The organism is Calidithermus timidus DSM 17022, assembly GCF_000373205.1.
Lineage (GTDB): Bacteria > Deinococcota > Deinococci > Deinococcales > Thermaceae > Calidithermus > Calidithermus timidus.
Genome location: NZ_KB890689.1, coordinates 1 through 18804 on the forward strand (window position 1 = coordinate 1; position 18804 = coordinate 18804).

Annotated in this window: 18 protein-coding genes; 15 read left to right on the forward strand and 3 right to left on the reverse strand. The window is 57.0% G+C overall.

Going from position 1 to position 18804, the window contains the following annotated elements:
* Positions 1–265 precede the first annotated feature (265 nt).
* From B047_RS17505 to B047_RS0105750, 12 genes are all read left to right on the forward strand, one after another.
* The gene (locus B047_RS17505; RefSeq protein ID WP_084784940.1) at positions 266–1534 is read left to right on the forward strand and encodes an oligosaccharide flippase family protein; all 1269 of its coding nucleotides are present in this window, start codon (positions 266–268) and stop codon (positions 1532–1534) included.
* Positions 1535–1551: 17 nt separating this feature from the next.
* Positions 1552–2736, forward strand: a complete 1185-nt coding sequence (locus tag B047_RS17510) for a glycosyltransferase family 4 protein (RefSeq protein WP_084784941.1) — start codon at positions 1552–1554, stop codon at positions 2734–2736.
* A 97-nt stretch (positions 2737–2833) separates the two neighbouring features.
* Entirely contained in the window at positions 2834–3835 is a 1002-nt protein-coding gene (locus tag B047_RS0105710) for an EpsG family protein (protein WP_084784942.1), read from the forward strand.
* Positions 3836–3837: 2 nt separating this feature from the next.
* On the forward strand, positions 3838–4728 hold the full coding sequence (locus B047_RS17515) for a glycosyltransferase family 2 protein (protein ID WP_084784943.1): 891 nt from the start codon (positions 3838–3840) through the stop codon (positions 4726–4728).
* A 32-nt stretch (positions 4729–4760) separates the two neighbouring features.
* Positions 4761–5897 (forward strand): glycosyltransferase family 4 protein, encoded by a 1137-nt coding sequence (locus B047_RS0105715; protein ID WP_211209129.1) that lies wholly within the window; start codon positions 4761–4763, stop codon positions 5895–5897.
* The gene (locus B047_RS0105720) at positions 5890–6489 is read left to right on the forward strand and encodes a sugar transferase (RefSeq protein WP_040779434.1); all 600 of its coding nucleotides are present in this window, start codon (positions 5890–5892) and stop codon (positions 6487–6489) included. The genes B047_RS0105715 and B047_RS0105720 overlap by 8 nt, the downstream gene beginning before the upstream one ends.
* Entirely contained in the window at positions 6482–7105 is a 624-nt protein-coding gene (locus tag B047_RS0105725; RefSeq protein ID WP_018466003.1) for an acetyltransferase, read from the forward strand. The genes B047_RS0105720 and B047_RS0105725 overlap by 8 nt, the downstream gene beginning before the upstream one ends.
* Before the next feature lie 38 nt (positions 7106–7143).
* Positions 7144–8331, forward strand: a complete 1188-nt coding sequence (locus tag B047_RS0105730; protein WP_018466004.1) for a DegT/DnrJ/EryC1/StrS family aminotransferase — start codon at positions 7144–7146, stop codon at positions 8329–8331.
* A gap of 4 nt (positions 8332–8335) precedes the next feature.
* On the forward strand, positions 8336–9862 hold the full coding sequence (locus B047_RS0105735; RefSeq protein ID WP_026234622.1) for an NAD-dependent epimerase/dehydratase family protein: 1527 nt from the start codon (positions 8336–8338) through the stop codon (positions 9860–9862).
* A gap of 23 nt (positions 9863–9885) precedes the next feature.
* Positions 9886–11460 carry an O-antigen ligase family protein gene (locus B047_RS17520; protein WP_157205823.1) on the forward strand — a complete coding sequence of 525 codons (1575 nt, stop codon included), beginning with the start codon at positions 9886–9888 and terminating at the stop codon, positions 11458–11460.
* Between the two features lie 2 nt (positions 11461–11462).
* Positions 11463–12416 carry a Wzz/FepE/Etk N-terminal domain-containing protein gene (locus B047_RS0105745; protein ID WP_169336588.1) on the forward strand — a complete coding sequence of 318 codons (954 nt, stop codon included), beginning with the start codon at positions 11463–11465 and terminating at the stop codon, positions 12414–12416.
* Positions 12413–12934 carry a hypothetical protein gene (locus B047_RS0105750; RefSeq protein ID WP_018466008.1) on the forward strand — a complete coding sequence of 174 codons (522 nt, stop codon included), beginning with the start codon at positions 12413–12415 and terminating at the stop codon, positions 12932–12934. The genes B047_RS0105745 and B047_RS0105750 overlap by 4 nt, the downstream gene beginning before the upstream one ends.
* Positions 12935–12940: 6 nt before the next feature.
* On the opposite strand, the gene B047_RS0105755 is transcribed toward B047_RS0105750, so the two are convergent.
* On the reverse strand, positions 12941–13882 hold the full coding sequence (locus B047_RS0105755; RefSeq protein WP_018466009.1) for a ribose-phosphate diphosphokinase: 942 nt from the start codon (positions 13880–13882) through the stop codon (positions 12941–12943).
* Between the two features lie 169 nt (positions 13883–14051).
* Here B047_RS0105755 and B047_RS0105760 point away from each other — a divergent pair, with 169 nt between their 5' ends.
* From B047_RS0105760 to truA, 3 genes are all read left to right on the forward strand, one after another.
* Positions 14052–14444 carry a HesB/IscA family protein gene (locus tag B047_RS0105760; RefSeq protein WP_026234624.1) on the forward strand — a complete coding sequence of 131 codons (393 nt, stop codon included), beginning with the start codon at positions 14052–14054 and terminating at the stop codon, positions 14442–14444.
* Between the two features lie 65 nt (positions 14445–14509).
* Positions 14510–15223: a hypothetical protein gene (locus B047_RS0105765; protein ID WP_018466011.1), complete on the forward strand. Its 714-nt coding sequence runs from the start codon at positions 14510–14512 to the stop codon at positions 15221–15223.
* A 118-nt stretch (positions 15224–15341) separates the two neighbouring features.
* Positions 15342–16109 carry a tRNA pseudouridine(38-40) synthase TruA gene (gene truA, locus B047_RS0105770; RefSeq protein WP_026234625.1) on the forward strand — a complete coding sequence of 256 codons (768 nt, stop codon included), beginning with the start codon at positions 15342–15344 and terminating at the stop codon, positions 16107–16109.
* Between the two features lie 22 nt (positions 16110–16131).
* On the opposite strand, the gene B047_RS0105775 is transcribed toward truA, so the two are convergent.
* Together B047_RS0105775 and B047_RS0105780 are read right to left on the reverse strand one after the other, a co-directional pair.
* Entirely contained in the window at positions 16132–17163 is a 1032-nt protein-coding gene (locus B047_RS0105775) for an ABC transporter ATP-binding protein (protein WP_040779438.1), read from the reverse strand.
* 41 nt (positions 17164–17204) lie between these two features.
* Entirely contained in the window at positions 17205–18767 is a 1563-nt protein-coding gene (locus B047_RS0105780) for an ABC transporter permease (protein ID WP_018466014.1), read from the reverse strand.
* Positions 18768–18804 lie beyond the last annotated feature (37 nt).

The window sequence follows — 18804 nt, forward strand, 5'->3', positions numbered from 1 at the left end:
GGGGGGTTGTTCCGACCTTGGGCCTTTGTGCCTGCGCACGTGCACGAGAGCCGTGTTGTCGAGGGGCTGGTTGGGAGGGCCACGCTATTCGCTCGCTTCACCTGCACGTGGGGCAGGCCAAGACCTTCTCAAAATCGCTGCCCACAACCTTATCCACTCGGGTGTGTTGGTCTGACTTCAGGTGGCAAATGAGGTGATTACTATGTTGCATGAATTAAGTTCTTTAGTACATATACAGCGCATCTAGCTTTGCGGATGATATCTTATGAAAAATCTTGTTTTATTAACAAAGTTCCTCTCAGGCCAAACAACTAGAAATACTGGCTGGATGTTAGTTGGGTATGTATTCCGTGTTGTTTTTCAAACCTTGTCCTTCATATACCTTGCGCGAGTTATTGGTCCTGATGGGTACGGGGCTGTGGCAGCAGCGCTATCAGTAGTAGCCCTTATCAGTCCTTTCGTTGAACTTGGAGCTTATAGCCTTGTAGTACGCGACATTACTGCAGGCATACCTACACGTGTGGCTGTTGGTAATATCCTAACCCTTCTTCTGCTAACCTTTCCCCTAGGCTTAAGTGTCCTTATCCTTATAAAACTGTTATTTCTTCCTGAGATCCCCTGGGCTGTTATTCTTGGGCTAGGTATAGGGCAGCTCACAGGAGGGCGTGTCCTTACCTTAGTACAGGGTGTAAACATCGCTAACCGCCAACTACATACCAATAGTTTGCTTGAATTAATATCGGGAGTTTTGCTTTTGGGCAGTGTTTATACTCTCCAGTTAGTGGGTGGGAAAGAAGAAAACTGGGGTGTGCTATACGCTATTTACCTTGTTGTTGTGGGCATAATCGGACTCGTCATTACCATAGCTTCTTGGGGGAGACCACAGGGTACATGGAAAGAAGTAAAGGGGCGAATAAAGCCAGGTGTTCATTTCGCGATAGGTCTGGCATCACAAAACGCCTATACTGACCTTGATAAAGCTATGCTCGCCAAGATGGCGTCTTTAGAGGTCGTTGGGCTTTATGCGGCCGCCCATCGTTTGACGCAAGTAGCCTTTTTGCCTTTAAGTGCAGTGCTGACAACAACTTATCCCAAATTTTTTGAGGAAGGACAAAAAAGTGTTTGTCGCGCCACTAAGCTAGCATTGAGAATGTTCCCTATTACGATGGGCTATGCCTTTCTTGTATCTGTTTTTCTCTGGGTTGCTGGCCCTTTGGCCCCTGTGTTGTTGGGGCAAGAGTTTAAGGATAGCAGTCACGCCATCAGATTCTTGACATTTAGTCTAATACTACAGAGTATTTATGCCCCGTTTGCTGATGCTCTAACGGGTAGTGGTCACCAAGTTGTTCGAACTCGAGCCCAACTGGTGGCCCTTCTATTAAGTGTATTACTGAACCTATGGCTTATTCCTCTCTACGGTTGGATAGGAGCTGCTGTAGCAACCTTGGTTTCTCAGCTTATGCTTACTGTGGCTGTTATTTGGGGCGTGATTGGAAAGATGGCTGTTAATAAGGTAAAATGCTCAGCTGATTAAGTACGAGGGTGTAAATCATGTATAAACGAAAGCCTCTTTTTGTTGTGATACCGCGCTATGGCGCAGGAGTAGGTGGAGTTACTAGCCATGTTGAGACTCTTATAGAGATGCTAAAAGGGCGTGGTAATGAAGTTGCTTATTGGTTTCCTCCGCAGCCTGGCCTGGTTGATAAGGTAGGTTTAGTGCTTTCTGCAGGCTTTAACTTGTCAAAGGCGAGACGGGGTAGTATCAAACAAAAGCAGAGAAGGATCAAGTCGTGGCTTGATCAGCTGGTGATTCCCCGCAATTACAGAGCGATCATACACACTCATGATGTATCAGCAGCTAAAGCCGCATTAGAGTATGGGAGACTGCCAATCATACACACGGTTCATGGGCCAGGGTCCCGGGAAATCCTTATGGACTTTGGTGACGCTAAAACAGCAGACTTTATACGTCAAATAGAAACAGAGGTATATCAAAAGGTAAATGGTTTAATTGCTGTTGATCAGGGACAGGCTTCAATTCTCGAGGAAGATTTTGGAGTACAAAAAAATCGGATTAGGGTCATACATAATGCTGTAAATAGTTCTGAGGTGGTCCGTAAAGCAACAGCTCTTAAAAATCATACATTAGTGCGAGAAATGGTAAGTGAACAGGCCGCCGGTAAGAGAATAATCTTTATTCCCCGTCGTTTGGTCGAGAAGAATGGTGTTCACTACGCCATCAGGTCATTGCTACTTTTACCGGAGAGCTACGTATTCTGGATATCTGGCGATGGTCCTTTTGCAGAGCCCATTCGCGATTTTTCTGTTAAGAACGGAATACAGCAAAGAGTACGAATGCTTGGCGCGCAACCAAATGAGATAGTGTTAGCGCTGATGCATCAGGCTAACATTGTTCTAGTGCCTTCAATACCTGTACACGGTGTAGTGGAGGCTACCTCAATTGCGGCGCTGGAGGCAATGGCGCTAGGAAAGCCGTTGGTAGCTACCAGGATAGGTGGGCTAGCAGAGATGATTCAAGATCGAATTACAGGTTTGCTCTATGAGCCGGGCAGTCTTGGCGAGCTGGTTGGTGCACTGCTTGCCCTTGAAGATGAAGCTTTTGCTATTCAAGTGGGGAGCAACGCCCAAAAGTATGTGCGAGAAAGCTGGTCTCTAAACAGGTGGGGTGACACAATTCTTGAGCAATATATGGCGGTGCTTGCCAGCGCTGTGTAGCTTGTATGAGACCTGTTGCTGAAACTACGTATGGGAGGTGTGCACATTGCCCTATATAGTGGGGTGGATCATTAATTATGGGATACTATCCCTATGGATGCTGGGTTTTCGCAGCAAGGCCCTTATTTATTTGCTTCTAATTTTGTTAAGTCTAGTCTCGTTTTTCCGAGGCAGCGGTACCGACACTGCCGCCTATGAAGATATTAGCGAAAACCTTCTTGTCGGCGAATCTTTGGGGATTGCGGGAATAGAACCAGGTTTCGTTTTATTATTAAAAATTGTAACCGCAATAACCAATTCCGACGTACTGTCTATACGCCTAATAGCGCTAGCCTTCTTGTGTGCAATGTTGATATTTATCAAGCGTGCCAACAGGAATGAGATTTTTTTTGCGCTTGCATTTTTTATACCCACCTTCTTTTATCCTTATAGCATGAATGTTATACGTCTCGGGCTGGCGGCGGTATTCTTTTTGCTTGGTTTTCAAGATCTCCGAAAAGGTAGGAAGATTGGCTTCTGGCTTTATTCAGCTCTGGCATTTTCATTTCATTATTCAATTATTGTGGTAGTTTTTATACTAATGATGTTTGAAGTTAAGTTTGCTCGACCGCAGTTCTTTCTGCTTGTTTTGTTGTTGTTTTCGGTGCCCGTAATGCTAAACTACGAATACTTCCTTGGGAAGCTTAATCTCTACTCGGTGAGCGAAGCGCCAAGCCTTCTGTCGGGGCTTTCAAAGAGTGCTGTAAGCTTTGCTCTTATCATCCTGACCCTTGTTACAAAGATACCTCTTCAGAGCAAAATCAAGCTCATATTTGTTTATGGAAGTTTGATTTTATTTTTTCAGGCACTGACTTTAGTGTCATATGCGGGCATTCGCTTATTGGACCTTGCCACTTTCACCTATCCGTTGGTTCTTTTGCGCATGTATAACCAGAGTAAGACACCCCCAGATAGGATGTTCCTGGTGGCTTTGTGTATTGCTGGTTTAATCGGTGCTTTGGGAAATTACCGTAATTTCTTGCTTGATGTTGATGGGCAACTTACTGGTACCCCCACTCCTTTTATGCCGTATAAAACTATATTTGATGAGGTGTGGTAGACATGCTAAAAAACGCAAAAAATCCTTTAGTCACGATAGGTATACCTTTTTTTAATCCAGGACACGCGCTGGTAGATGCTGTTCGCTCCGTCTTTGCTCAGAGCTTTCAAGATTGGGAGCTCATACTGATGGATGACGGATCGACGGATGGTTCACTTGAACTCGCCCGACGTATTCAGGATCCACGAGTACACGTTGTAAGTGATGGAAAGAACCTTGGCTTAGTGGCTCGTTTAAACCAGATCACCCAATTGGCCTCAGGAACGTATCTGGCAAGAATGGACGCGGATGACCTGATGCACCCCGAGAGAATTGCTAAGCAGTACAATTTTCTGAAATCAAACACTCAAGTAGATGTGATAGATACGGGCGCCTTCATTCTTAATAAAGAAGGCTATCCCGTTGGCCTACGTGGAACCTCGCCCGGCCTACCCACCCCCCTAGCCCTCCTTAAATGGGGAGGATTCTTACATCCTTCTATAATGACCCGACGCGAATGGCTATTAAGCCATCAGTATGATCCTGCTTATCCAAGAGCTGAGGATCGGGAGCTGTGGGCAAGGACCTTTAAAAGCAGTAAGTTTGCTCACCTACAAGAAGCATTGTTTTTCTACCGCCTTGTTGGGAATGTTCGCCCAAGGCTATACTTGACTAGCTATTCTTCAGAAAGAAAGGTGCTTCTGAAACACGGTCCTAACTTGGTCGGTTGGCCATGGGCTGTTGCTTTGTATATCCGGTCTCTGGCAAAATCTGCTGTGCTTTTAGGCCTATCTAGTCTTAAGAAAGAGCAATTGGTGGCCAGTCGAATGTATAATCCTATAGATAAAACCTCATTGAGCGTAGCTGTGGAAGTTTTGCAAAAAATCAGAGAGCAGAGAGTGCCTGGGTGGTAGTCATGAGTCCTCGATTGGTCAGCATCACTACCATGGAAATCACTCAAAGAGCATTTTTATTGCCAATATCCCAGTACCTTAGATCACAAGGCTGGCTAGTAGATGCTGTGGCGGCAGAGATCAAGACGTGTACGGCATGCCAGAGCTCTTATGATCGTATATATGAAATTGACTGGACCCGCAATCCATTAAATTTAAGGAACCTTACTCGAGCTTCAGCACAAGTACGAAAAATCGTTGAACGAGGTGACTACGATTTGGTTCACGTACATACCCCGGTAGCGGCCTTTGTTACCCGCTATGCACTGAGGAACTTACGGCGAATTGGGAAGCCAAAGATAATTTATACCGCTCACGGCTTCCACTTCCACCGTAACGGCCGTCCGTTGAGCAATGCAATATTCCTGGGACTCGAGAAATTGGCCGGGCGCTGGACCGATTATCTAGTGGTCATCAACCGTGAGGATGAGGCGGCAGCCAGACGTTACCGTATTGTTCCCCCAGAGCGGGTTCGCTACATGCCCGGTATTGGTATTGACCTTGACCAATACACCGCAGAGCGGGTTTCTCAGGAGGATATTAAGCGGGTGCGTGAAGAGCTAAAACTCGAGGAAAGACACAAACTCTTACTAATGGTGGCGGCTTTTGACCCGGGTAAGCGCCATAAAGATGCTATTGAGGCGCTGGCGTTGCTCCGTAGGAAAGAGGTGGTGCTGGCTTTTGCCGGGGAAGGACCGCTACGCCCCAGGATCGAAGAGCTGGCTCAAAGGGTTGGGGTAGCCGAACAAGTGCGCTTTTTGGGGTTTCGGAAAGACATACCTGCCTTGATGCGGGCATCGGTTGCCACCGTACTCACGTCCGAGCGCGAGGGACTGCCTAGAGCAGTAATGGAGTCGATGGCCCTTGGCGTTCCAGTGATTGGTGCAGATGCTCGGGGAACACGCGACCTTCTAGAAAGTGGAGCTGGAATTGTTGTGCCTGTGGGTAATGTTGTAGCCTTGGCGGAAGCGATGCAGTACTTGATCAATCATCCTGAGGAGGCAGATAGAATGGGGAAGCACGGACTCGGGGTCATACGTGCGTATGATCTCGCAAACATCCTGCGCCTCCACGTGGAGCTGTATGACGAAGCGCTGAGGGAGAAAAGAAGTGCGGTCTTTAATGCTTAAAAGGGTACTTGATCTTATGGGTGCGGGATTGGCCATCGTGCTTCTCTCCCCCCTGATAGCCATCGTAGCCTACCTTGTGCGTAGAAATTTAGGGTCGCCTATTTTTTTTACCCAAATGCGCCCTGGCTTGGGCGGCAAGCCCTTTGTAATGTACAAGTTTCGCACCATGTCTGATGCTCGAGACTCTGAGGGGAAATTACTACCTGACGACCAGCGACTGACCCGGTTCGGCAAATTTCTGCGAAGTACAAGCCTGGATGAGCTGCCGGAGCTGTGGAACGTAATCAAGGGAGAGATGAGCCTAGTCGGTCCTCGCCCCTTACTAATGAAATACCTCGAGCTCTATACGCCGGAACAAGCTCGACGGCATGAGGTTAAGCCAGGCATAACCGGATGGGCACAGGTTAATGGACGTAACGCCTTGACTTGGGAAGAGAAGTTTAAGCTCGATGTATGGTATGTGGACAATTGGACCCTAACGTTGGATCTAAGAATCCTCTGGTTAACAATCCTTAAAGTTGTTCGGCGGGATGGGATTAGTGCGGCTGGCCATGCCACAATGCCAGAATTTAGGGGTTCCCAAAATGGCTGAGGCTATATTTGTCATCGGCGCTGGCGGGCATGCCAAGGTGATTATTGGCTTGCTAAAAGCTCTAGGACAGCCAATCGCTGGTGTTTTTGATGATGACCCTGCCAAGAAAGGCCAGAGCCTATTGGGAGTCCCCGTCTTAGGGCCCGTGGAGTCAGCTAGAGAGTACCCTGGGCTGAAGGCAGTCATCGGGATTGGTGATAACCGTATAAGAAAGCGTATTGCCGAGTGCCTCAGGGATGTGAATTGGGTCAGCCTCATTCACCCTTCTGCTTGGGTAGATCCCTCGGCTCAGGTTGGTGAGGGGTCGGTGGTCTTCGCGGGAACAGTCGTCCAGCCTGATGTCAAGCTCGGCAGGCACGTGGTAGTAAACACGGGGGCTACCGTAGATCACGACTGTTTTTTAGATGATTATGCCCAGGTCACGCCCGGGGTTCACCTTGCTGGTGGGGTTGTCCTGGAGGAGGGCGTAATGATGGGAACCGGTAGTGTTGCTATTCCGCTAGTCCGTGTTGGAGCCTGGACCACAGTGGGAGCCGGAGCGGTGGTAACCCGGGATTTGCCTTCACATGTCACCGCGGTGGGGATCCCCGCAAAAGTCATTAAGCAGCGCCACTAAAGCTTATGGTGGTTTGACAGGAGAGTGGAGACTAGACGATGGTGAGGAGCTCGCTAAGCAAGCCCTTTGCACCTTGGCCCCACTTCGAAGCCGATGAAATCGAGGTGGCCATGAAGGTGCTGCAATCTGGAAAGGTTAATTACTGGACTGGGCAGGAAGGGCGGCTGTTTGAGCAGGAGTTTGCAGAGTATGTGGGCACTCGCTATGCGGTGGCCCTGCATAACGGTACGGTAGCCCTCGAGCTCGCCCTTTATGCTTTAGGCATTGGCAGCGGGGATGAAGTCATCACGACTCCTCGTACCTTTATCGCCTCGGCTAGCGCGGCAGTAATGCGTGGGGCTAAGCCGGTTTTTGCAGACGTTGATTTCAACAGTGGGAATATTACCGCTGAGACTATCGAAAAGGTGATTACTTCGCGAACCAAGGCCATTATCGTGGTCCACTTGGCGGGGTGGCCAGCCGATATGGACCCTATCATGGACCTGGCCGATAAGTATGGTCTTAAGGTGATCGAAGACTGTGCTCAAGCCCACGGGGCCAAGTATAAAGGGCGTTCAGTGGGTTCCATCGGGCATGTCGGCGCGTGGTCCTTTTGTCAGGATAAGATCCTTACCACGGGTGGTGAGGGTGGAATGCTCACGACCAATGATCCTGAGGTTTGGTCTAAAGCTTGGTCGTTCAAGGACCATGGCAAGAGCTACGACGCGGTATACAACCGCCAACACCCCCCCGGATTCCGCTGGCTCCATGAGGACTTCGGCACCAATTGGCGCATGCTCGAGTTACAAGCCGCTATTGGCCGTGTGGTCTTGAAGAAACTAGACCATTGGGTCGATAAACGAAGGGAGTATGCCAATTACCTTAATAAGCGATTCGGGCAAATTCCCGCCCTGCGGATTACACCTGCCCCGGGAGACATTCATCATGCTTACTACAAGTACTACGTCTATGTGCGTCCTGAGAAACTCAAACCCGGCTGGGACCGCGACCGTATTATGATGGCGATTGGCGAGATGGGGATCCCGTGCTTTAGCGGCAGCTGCAGTGAGATCTACCTGGAGAAGGCTTTCGAAAAAGCAGGCCTACGGCCTGCTGAGCGCTTGCCGATCGCACAGCAACTTGGCGAGACCTCACTGATGTTCCTGGTGCACCCCACTCTCCAGCCGGAGCATATTGAAGCAACAGCTGCCGCTGTTGAACAGGTGATGGAGCAGGCCTCGAGGTAAAAGCATGAAAGTTCTCAACCGCGAAATACTTGTGCGTGTGCTGGCAGATGCTGTCCTATTATCAGCTAGCTACGCCTTGGCCTTGCTTACCCGGCTGTTTGTTGTCTTCTACGTGGAGAAGAGCCAGGATATCAGCCTGGTTCAGGGCTATGTAGATATTTATCTACGCTCCTTGCCGATCTTGTTGCCGTTGGGGATAGCTGTGTTTGCACTCTTCGGTTTCTACACCAAGGGGCGGGCTTATGCCAGCCGCTATAAGGTGCTTGTGGTCGTGCAGGCGGTAACCCTAAGCTTTTTGCTCTTCGGCTTCCTGGGATTCCTGTTGCCCCAACATGTGAACCCTCCCCGGTCGGTTGTTTTCATCGCCTGGGCTTTTGCCCTGCCGCTGATCATCTTGGCACGGTTGTGGTCGGACTTTTGGAAACGACTGGCGATCGCGGAAGTCATTACTTATGAGCGGCCTAAAGCTAACTCAGGCAAGAATGTGCTGGTGATCGGCGGGGCGGGGTATATCGGTTCGGCGTTGCTACCTAAGCTGTTAGAGCGCGGGTACAAAGTGCGTCTGCTGGATCTACTTCTCTATGGTAAGGAGCCCATCCAGGGCGTAATTAATCACCCCCACCTCGAAATCATCCAGGCGGATTTCCGTCAGGTCGATAAGGTGGTCGAGGCTATGCAGGGGATGGATACGGTTGTTCACCTCGGAGGGTTGGTGGGCGATCCTGCTTGCGCGGTAGATGAGAACCTAACCATCGAAATTAACCTGATGGCGACTCGGATGATCGCTGAGGTGGCCAAGGGATTCGGGATATCAAAGTTTATTTTTGCGAGCACCTGCTCAGTCTATGGGGCTAGCGATCAGATTCTTGATGAGCGCTCGAGTCTTAACCCCGTGTCCCTTTATGCCCGGAGCAAGATCGCCTCGGAACGAGTTCTGGCCATGCTGGCTGATGAACAGTTTGCAGTAGTTAACCTCCGCTTCGGCACCATATACGGCCTTTCAGGACGTACACGTTTTGACCTAGTGGTCAACCTCTTGACAGCCAAGGCTGTGGTGGACGGTAAGATCACCGTGTTCGGGGGGGATCAGTGGCGGCCGTTCGTTCATGTGGATGACGCTGCCTTGGCGGTCCTTAAGGTTATAGAGGCGCCAGTCGAGCTAGTACGCAACCAGATTTTCAACGTGGGCTCGAATGAGCAGAATATGACTCTAGGGCAAGTTGGTGAACTTATTCAACGAATTATCCCCAGTGCAGAACTAATCGATTCCGGCCGGGATGGAGATCGGCGCAACTACCGTGTTGACTTTAGCAAAATTCGCAAAACCCTTGACTTTGAGCCCCAGTGGACTGTAGAGCAGGGGATTAGGCAAGTAATTGGGGCCTTGCAAAGCGGTAAGGTTGCTGACTATCGCGACCCCATATACAGTAACGTGAGGTATTTAACAGAAGAGGCGGCCTCAGAAATTATAAAGCAGTACTATACCGGGTGGGAGCGCGAGCTCATAGAAAGAGCTCACTCGACTAATTAGCTAGTAGCTAAAGTGCTTCAAGTGTGACCTGGTTGTATGGTTTACCCTTTATCTTATTGCCCCTATTTACCATAGGGTTTGCCGCCGCAGCAGTATGCCTGGGGATACTGGGGCTCAGGAAGGGCTCTTATCAAAGCCAAGGGTCAAGGTCAACCCTGTGGGTTTATTTTCTGTCTGCAGGATTTGTAGGAGGGGTGGGGCAGTTATTAAGTCCGGTGGAGGATATAAAAGTTCCTTGGGTCAACGATCAGAGGCCAGAAAAGAACTTATTCGCGCCTGAAACGCCATGGTATTTGTTCTCCTATGACCCCATGAAGCGAGGAGAGCGGCAAGCAGACGGCTTCGTACGCTTTTACAAGCGAGAAGGCCTATCGGGAATTAGCTCAGATCTCTACTACTCTGTCCGGCAAGGAACGATATTAACCCAGAGCTTGTACTTCCGAAGTGATGGTAATGTAACGCTTCAACTGTCGTTTTGGACAAAGCGGGGTCGACAGATAGTTCCCACGCGGTTGGTTGACGTAGGAGATGGGCTTAAACGTGCCTATGCCACTTACCAAGTTAGACCGGGTGATGAACTTGTACAAGGGCCAGATATCGTCCAGATTAAGGGCAACTGGACGTACATTGACATCGGTTATGCTCAACTCGAACTAGGCTCTTTCCCCTCTGCCTACCGATCTGGTGGGCAACCTGACCCTACCCCCCTAGGGCGCTTCGTATGGTGGTTCGGAACTGTACTTCTAGGGCTTTTGGTGTTTTATGGAACGTCTTACCTCCTAACCTACGTGAGCAGGGCACGGGCAGCCCTAATGATTACTTTGGGGCTTGCGCTTCATTTAAGCGTTGGTGTATGGCAATACTTTTCATACTTTTCAAGTGAGTCACGGGCTGCAGGACTAGCCATTAACCCAAACGCTTTCGGTGCTTCTGGTGTAGTAGCTGCTAGCCTTGTCTGGCTGCTTGGGGGCTGGAGGTTGGCATTAATCGCATTGACAGCAATGATTGGCACAGTATGGATATCGGGCAGCCGAGCCGCGTTTTTAGGCGTGTTATTCATGAGTATGATCTGGGTCATTCAATTCCCACGGGCTTGGAAGTGGGCTGTGGGGATAATCCTAACTGCAGGCCTGATGATGGTCCTTCTTCCTGGCTGGGAAGATCGTTTAGGGAGACTTATAAGCTTTACTGACTTAAGTTCACCCTCGAGCCAATCTCGTTTGGAGATTTGGCAGGTGGCTTGGCAGGCTTTCACAGAATATCCCTTTACCGGAATTGGTGCAAATCGCTTCGGGATTTATTACCTTGAACATCGTCCTCCTAATGCCCTCGAGCCCGCTGCCGCTCATGCCCATAACCTGTTCTTGCATCTCCTGGCTGAGACGGGACTACTTGGCCTGTTCGGGTTCTTGGGGCTTTGGGGGTCCATAATACGAATGCTCTGGCAGATGGGGCAGTGGGCCGCACTGGCCGTGATTGGTACAGCTTTATTCATGAATTTGTTTGACTACACCTGGTTTTATGCTGGGGTCTACTACCCGCTGTGGGTCGCCGTGGCTTGGGCGCTCCGACCGCCCCCTGATACAATGCGCGCGTGAGCATGGAGCCCCACACCCAAAGCGACGAGCTCTCGCTGCGCGATCTCTATTTGGTGCTGAAGCGCCGCCAGAACTTGATTTTAGGCCTTACCCTGGGCGCGGCCATCTTGGTTTTTGCGGTGAGCCAGGTGTGGCCCAAAACCTATAGCAGTAAGGTAGTCCTCAGCCTATCGTTTAACAACCAATTGCAATCAGGGGTGCTAAGCAATCTCCCGTCATTACCTGGGCTTGCCCAGGGTTTCGTGGACTTGCAAAACACCACGCTTCTGGCAAAGGATCTCGGGGTTGACCAACCCCCCGAGGTTTATGGGGCACGCTTCGACGAGAAGAAGGGCCTGCTTAACCTCAGCGCGAAGGGGAGGACCCCTAATGAGGCCCGCCAGCGGGTGGAGCGCATCGTGCGGGTGGCGACGGATTACCTCCGGGCGCGCATGGTCGAGGGAGCGGTCTCCAACATCCGGGCCCTGCTGGCGCAGACGCAACTTGACCTCGAGTCCACCCAGGAGAGCCTCAAGCGCATCCAGGCCGAGCTGAAGAACCTCTCGGCCGAGGGGCGCTCGGACGCGGCCATTGCGGCGGCCCTGGAGGCCCGGCAGGTGGGCCCGGAGACGGCGCGGAGCTCGAGCCCCGCCTTCACCAGCCTGAGCCTGGACGAGTCGCGCCTGCGCTCGACCGCGGCGCAGCTTCAAGCCCGGATCGATACCCTGGCCCCCCTGCTCGACAAGCCGGAGCAGCTCAGCCAGCTGGTGGGCCAGGCGCTGCAGGTGCAGGTGCTGGTGCCCCCGGCGGAGCCCTTGCGCCCGACCTCGCCGCGCCCGTTGCTTTACGCGGCCATCGCTGGCGTGCTGGGCTTGCTGGTGGGGGTGTTCTGGGCCTTCCTGGCGGAGGCTCTGGCCCTGCCCCAGGCCGAGGGAGTGGGGCAGCGGGACACCCGGGTGGTGGCAGGGCCAAAATGAGGCGCTGGGTCCCGACGGTCCTGCTGGGCTTGCTCGGCTTCGGGTTGGCCCAGGTGGTGCAGACGGCGAACTTCTTCGCGATCACCGCCTCGCAGTCTCGGGCGGTGGCCACCCCTGGCGCCTGGCGATATACGGTCGGGCCGCGCACGGCCGAGGCCCGGGCTTTCTGGGCCGGGGCGGTGGCGCAGTGGCAGGCCATCCTCCGGCGGGGTGGGCGGGTGGAGCTGGGGGCGTACGCGCTGCGCCTCGAGGGCGGGCAGCTCCGCTTGGAGCCCCACTGTGCCACGCCCAACCCCGCCTGCTTTACCCGGGTGGCGGTCTCGAGCCCCCTACCCACCTGGCAACAAGACGCCTTGCTGCTGGACTTCTCCAATGCCCTGGTGCAGGCTTTGGCCGAGGCCGGCAAGCGGGCAGGCCCCTACCCGGCGACGGTGACGGTCTCCAAGCTGGTGCGGGTGCAGCTCAACCCGGACGGGACCCGCTCGGCGCAGCCCAGCGGGTGGAAGCTGCCCAATTGAGGGCTTTCAGGTAAACAGCGAGGAGACCGACTCGCCGCGGTGGGTGCGCCAGATGGCCTCGGCGAAGAGCGGGCCCACCGAGAGGGTCTGCAGCTTGGGGCTGGGCGGGCCCTTGTAGAGGCAGGTGTTGGTGGCGGCGACCTCGAGGATGGGGCTCTTCTCGATGCGCTCGATGGCGGGCCCCACGTAGACGCCGTGGGTGAAGGCCGCGTAGACGGCCTCGGCCCCGTTCTGCTTGAGCACGTCGACGGCCTGCACCAGCGTGCCGGCGGTGGAGACCTCGTCGTCGATGATGAGCGCGATCTTGCCCTTGACGTTGCCGACGAGGCCCCTCGAGGTCACCTCGGTGTCGGAGAGGCGCTGCTTGTCGATGAAGGCCAAAGGCAGGGCCAGGCGGCGGGCCAGGGCGCTGGCGCGCTTGAGGTCGCCGGCGTCGGGGGCGACGATGACGGCGTTCTCGAGCTGGTCTACGCGGGTGGCGAAGTAGTTGGCGATGACCGGCTCGGCGGAGAGGTGGTCTACGGGCACCTTGAAGAAGCCGTGAACCTGGGCCGAGTGCAGGGTCATGGTGAGCACCCGGTCGGCTCCGGCGGTCTGGATCAGGTCGGCGACCAGCCGGGCGGTGATGGAGATGCGGGGGGCATCTTTCTTGTCGGAGCGGGCGTAGGCGTAGTAGGGGATGACGGCGGTGACCCGCGCGGCACTGGAGCTCTTGGCCGCATCGATCATCATCAGCAGCTCAACCAGGTGGTCCTGCACCGGAGGGGTGAGGGACTGGATGATGAACACGTCGCCCTCGCGCAGGCTCTGCTCATAACGCACGAAGAGACAGTCGTTGGCGAAGCGCTCGGTGGTGCTTTTACCCAAAGGAACGCCCAGGTTGTCGGCGATTTCCTGGGCCAGCGGGACGTTGGACTGTCCGCTAAAGATCATCAGGGGGCGATCCATAACCGCCCAAAAGCATAACCCGCGGGAGGTCGAACGCCAAACGCAAGACGCTCATGCGGTGCATCCCCTCACGTTTGCGGGGTTTTCGTATGCTAACCTCTTCTCAGGAGCTGTTGCCGCCCCACCCCCTGGCTTGGTGTCGGTGGGGAAAGGCAATGGAGGTGTGCGGATGGTTCAAGAACAGGCTGTGCTTTCGATTACCCCCCTGGCCGCCGAGCGGGCCAAGGAGATCCTGGCTCGCTACAACAAACCCCACGCGGCGATCCGGGTGTTCATCAAGTCGGGCGGTTGCAGCGGCTACCAGTACGGCATGGCCGTGGACGAGCGCGAACTCGAGGGCGACACCGTCACCGAGATGCACGGCGTGCGCCTTGTCGTAGACCGCATGTCGCTGCCGTTGCTGGTGGGCTCGCAGGTAGACTGGGTGGAAAACCTGATGGGCGGCGGGTTCAGCGTCAACAACCCCAACGCCACCTCCTCCTGCGGCTGTGGCCACTCCTTCCGCACCGACGGGGCCAAGGCCCCTGAGGGGCAGGGCAGCGGCGGTTGCTGCGGTTCCTAGCGCACCGAGCCCCCGGGACCGACCCTTCGGGGTCGGTTCTTTGTTGCGATGGTATCGTGGTCCCAATGCAAGGCCGCCTCTATTCCTGGGTCAGCATTCCCCTGCTTTCGGGCTTGCTCAGCTTCAACCTGCTGCCGAGCGGCTTCTGGCGCTTTGAGGGTGGGAGCGCGGGGCAGCAGGCGTTGTTTGGGGTGCGCCTCGAGGCCAACCTGTTGGCCGGGTGGTACGAGCTCAGGGGCAGCGGCTACGCCACCTTTGGCAGCGGGGTGTGGGGGGGCGTGAGGGAGCTATACATGCTCATCCCCCACGACGAGATCCGGCTCTACCTGGGCAAGCGGGCGGTGTACGCCACTCCCCTCGAGCGTACCCCATGGGGGGAAGAGGGGCGGTGGGGGATTTACGGCCAGTACCGGCTGGGCGAGGGGATGGGCCTCGAGGCGGCCTATGTCGAGGGGCAGGGCTACGTGGGTGGACGCGTGGGCGGGCTCGAGGCGGGCAGTTGGCTCTCGCCCGCGGGCCTCACACCGCGCGTGGGGGTGAGCGGGGAGCTGGGCGAGCTCTACTACCAATGGAACACCGGATGGTGGGGGCGGCTGCGCTGGGCCCTCGACGGGGCGAGCGGGCTGGAGGCCTGGGGCTGGTGGAACCCGCAGGCTCCGGAGGGCAAGCTCCTCCTTGGCCTTGGCTACGACCGCGAGCGGCAGGTGCGGCTGGGGGCGGATATATCCTTGCGGCCCATCGAGGCCTGGCGGCTTTGGCTGGAGTTCACCGCGCCCTGAGCGCACGCTGCCTTGCCAGCCCTTCGCGTATGACGTAGAAGGCTACAATGAGCTAGCATTGATAGCCGTGCTGGAGCCGCAAGAACAGCTCGAGACCGAGGCCATCGCGCCCGCCGGGGTGCGGCGTATTCTGCTTGCCGTCGAATACGACGGCACCCGCTTTGCCGGGCTACAGACCCAGGCCAAAGGAGAGCGCACCGTTCAGGCCGTACTTCAGGCCGCCCTCTCCCGCATTCCCGGAGCGATTCCCAAGGCGGTACCCGCCGGTCGCACCGACGCCGGGGTACACGCGTTGGCCATGCCCTTTCACTACGACACCGCCGACTCTATCCCCACGGCCAAAATCCCCCATGCCCTCAACAGCTTCTTGCCCCCCGACCTCAGGGCTTTGAGCGCCGAGGAGGTGGGGCCTGACTTCCACGCCCGTAAGAGCTGCCGCTGGCGCCACTACCGCTACCGCATCCTGCAACGCCCCATGGCGCCGAGCCTCGAGCGCCACCGGGTGTGGTGGATTCCCCAGGCCCTCAACCTGGTGGCCATGCGCCACGCCCTCGAACACCTCGAGGGGGAGCACGACTTTCGGGCCTTTGCCATCAAGGCCGAGCGCAGCACCGTGCGGCGGCTCTACCGTGCCCACCTCACCGTGGTCACCCCGCTGGAGGGTCGAAGGGCCCAGGAGATCTGGCTCGAGTTCGTGGGCAGCGGCTTCGTGCGGGGACAGGTGCGCAGCATGGTGGGCACCCTGGTCGAGGTGGGGTTGGGCAAGCGCGACTCCGGCGATATCCCGCGCCTGCTCGAGCGCGGCACGCGCAAGGACGCCGGGCCAACCGCTCCGCCCCAGGGGCTCTACTTCGTGCAGGCGGGCTACACGCCCTGGAGTGGCTGATGCGCGCGCTTGGCCATCGGCCCTAGGCCTCTGCTCCGCGGCGGCCCACGACCACCGCCGGATCGCGGACCTCGAGGCGCACTTTGTCGCCGGGGCGGCAGGGGCAGTGGGGGTCGGCCTGCACCACGTAGTCCCGCCCGTCCAGGCGCACCTGGTAGGTGAGGTCGTGCCCCTTGAACTCGCGGCTGAGCACTACGGCTTCGCCGCCGGGCTGGAGGACGAAGCCTTCGGGGCGCAAGGAGAGCAGCACCGGCCCCACCGCCCCCTCGGCCAGCCGCAGCAGCCCCAGCGGGGTTTCGGCCTCGAGGCCCCTGGCCTCGCCGGGGATCAGGTTGGTGCGCCCGAGGAACTGGGCCACGAAGGGGGTGCGGGGGCGGGTGTAGACCTCTTCGGGGGTGCCGACCTGCTCGAGGCTCCCCGCCCGCATCACCGCCAGGCGCTCGGCGAAGGAGAGCGCCTCTTCTTGATCGTGGGTCACCAGCACCGCGCCGATGCCCGAGCGCTTGAGCAGCTCGCGCACCTCGTCGCGGGTCGCCTGGCGTAAGCCCGCGTCCAGGCTGCTGAAAGGCTCGTCGAGCAGGACCACCTTGGGGCCGGGGGCGATGGCGCGGGCCAGGGCTACCCGCTGCTGCTGCCCGCCGGAGAGCTCGTGGGGTCGCCGCTCCTTGAAGACGGTGAGGCCCACCAGGCCCAGCACCTCCTCGGCCCGCTGCCTGCGGGCGGAGGGGCTGAGGTTGCGCAGCCCGAAGGCCACGTTTTCGAAGACGCTGAGGTGGGGGAAGAGGGCGTAGTCCTGGAAGACGAAGCCGATGCCGCGCTTTTCGGGGGGGCGCTGGGTCAGGTTTTCCTGACCCAGCCAGACCTGCCCCCTGTCGGGGCGCTCGAAGCCGGCGATGAGCCTCAGGGCGGTGGTCTTGCCACAGCCCGAGGGCCCCAGCAAGGCGAAGATCTCGCCGGGGGCGACCTCGAAGCTCAGGTTGTCGACGACCGGGGGCATCGAGGGGTGGAAGCGCTTGGTGAGCCCTTCGACGCGCAGGATGGGCTGGGCGGTTATCCCCGGGGGGTTGGGTGGCTGATGTTCGACGCTGGGTAGCTTCATTTGCGGCGCTCCTGGGAGATCAAAAGCCCGACGAAACAGGCCGAGAAGAGCACGATCAGCAGCGCATAGGGGGCGGCCTCGGCGTACATGGCCTCCGAAGTGTAGGCCCAGATCTGGGTGGCCAGGGTGCTGTAGCCCACCGGGGCCAGCAAGAAGGTCAGGGGCAGCTCCTTGACCGAGGAGAGAAAGACCAGGGCCACGCTGGCCAGCACCCCCCGCCACAGCAGCGGGAAGGTGGCCTTGAGGAAAGCCTGAATGGGGCCAAAGCCCAGGTTGCGGGCGGCCTCCTCCAGCCGCGGCGGGGCCTGGTAGAGCGCGCTGCGCATGGGCCCGATGGCCTCGGCCATGAAGTGCAGGGCGTAGGCCAGCACCAGCAGGGTGAGGGTCTGGTAGAGGAAGGGCGCCCCGCGCAGGCTGAAGAAGATCAGGGCCAGGGCGAAGGCCAGGGGCGGGGTGGCGTAACCCAGGTAGGCGGTGCGCTCCAGGAGCCGCGAGAGCTGCGAGGGGAAGCGCACCCCCAGGTAGGCCAGGGGCAGGGCCAGCAGCACCGCCACCAGCGCAGCAGGCGCGGCGGCCTGGGCCGAGTTGGCCAGGGCCTCGCCCACCGACACCCGGTTTTCGTGGGGAAAGCGCAGCGTCCAGTAGAGCATGGTGACCAGCGGGATGAGCAGCGCGCCCAGCACCGGGGCCAGCAGCAATGCGTAGCTCGGCCAGCGCCACGGGCCCAGGGGCACCGGACGGATGAGGCGGGCGCTGCCCAGGCCCACCCGCGAAAAGCTGAGCCCCGAGAGCAGGCGGGCCTCGAGCCACAGCAGCCCCCCGGTGAGTGCGATGAGCATCAGCGAGAGCCAGGCGGCGTAGATGCGGTCGAAGGAGGCGGAGTACTGCAGGTAGATGGCGTAGCTGAAGGTTTCGTAGCGCATCAGGCTGACCACGCCGAAGTCGCCCAGCACGTGCAGCCCCACCAACAGCCCCCCGGCGTAGAAGGCGGGCCTGAGCTGCGGCAGCACCACCTTGAAGAAGACCTCTATCCGGCGGTAGCCCAGGCTCTGGGCGGCTTCCTCGAGGCTGGGGTCGAGGCCCAGCAGCCCGGCCCTGAGGTTGAGGAAGAGGTAGGGGTAGGTGAAGAGCACCAGCACGCCCCAGGCTCCCCAGTACCCCCAGGGCCGGGGCCAGTCGATGCCCAGGAGGGCCTCGAGCATCCCGCTGGGCCCGGTGGCCCCCAGCAGCGTATAAGCCCCCACGAAGCCCGGTACCGCCAGCGGCAGGGTCAAGAGCACCGTCCACAAACGCTTACCGCGCAGGTCGCTGCGGGTGGTGAGCCAAGCCAGGGGCAGGGCCAGCAAGGCCGTGCCCGACAATACCCCCACCAACAGGATCAAGGTGTTGAGCAGCAACCGCAGGTTGCGCTCGCGCAGCACCAACTCGGCCAGGGTCTGGGGATCGGCCTCAAAGGCCCGCAGCACCAGGTAGGCTAGGGGCAGCAGAACACCACTCCCCGCGATCAGTGCGGGGATGAGGAAGTGCCAGGGGACGGGTCGGCGGGGGGCGTGCACCACAGCCTGATGAGTTTATCCCAGTTTTCCGCTAGGGTTT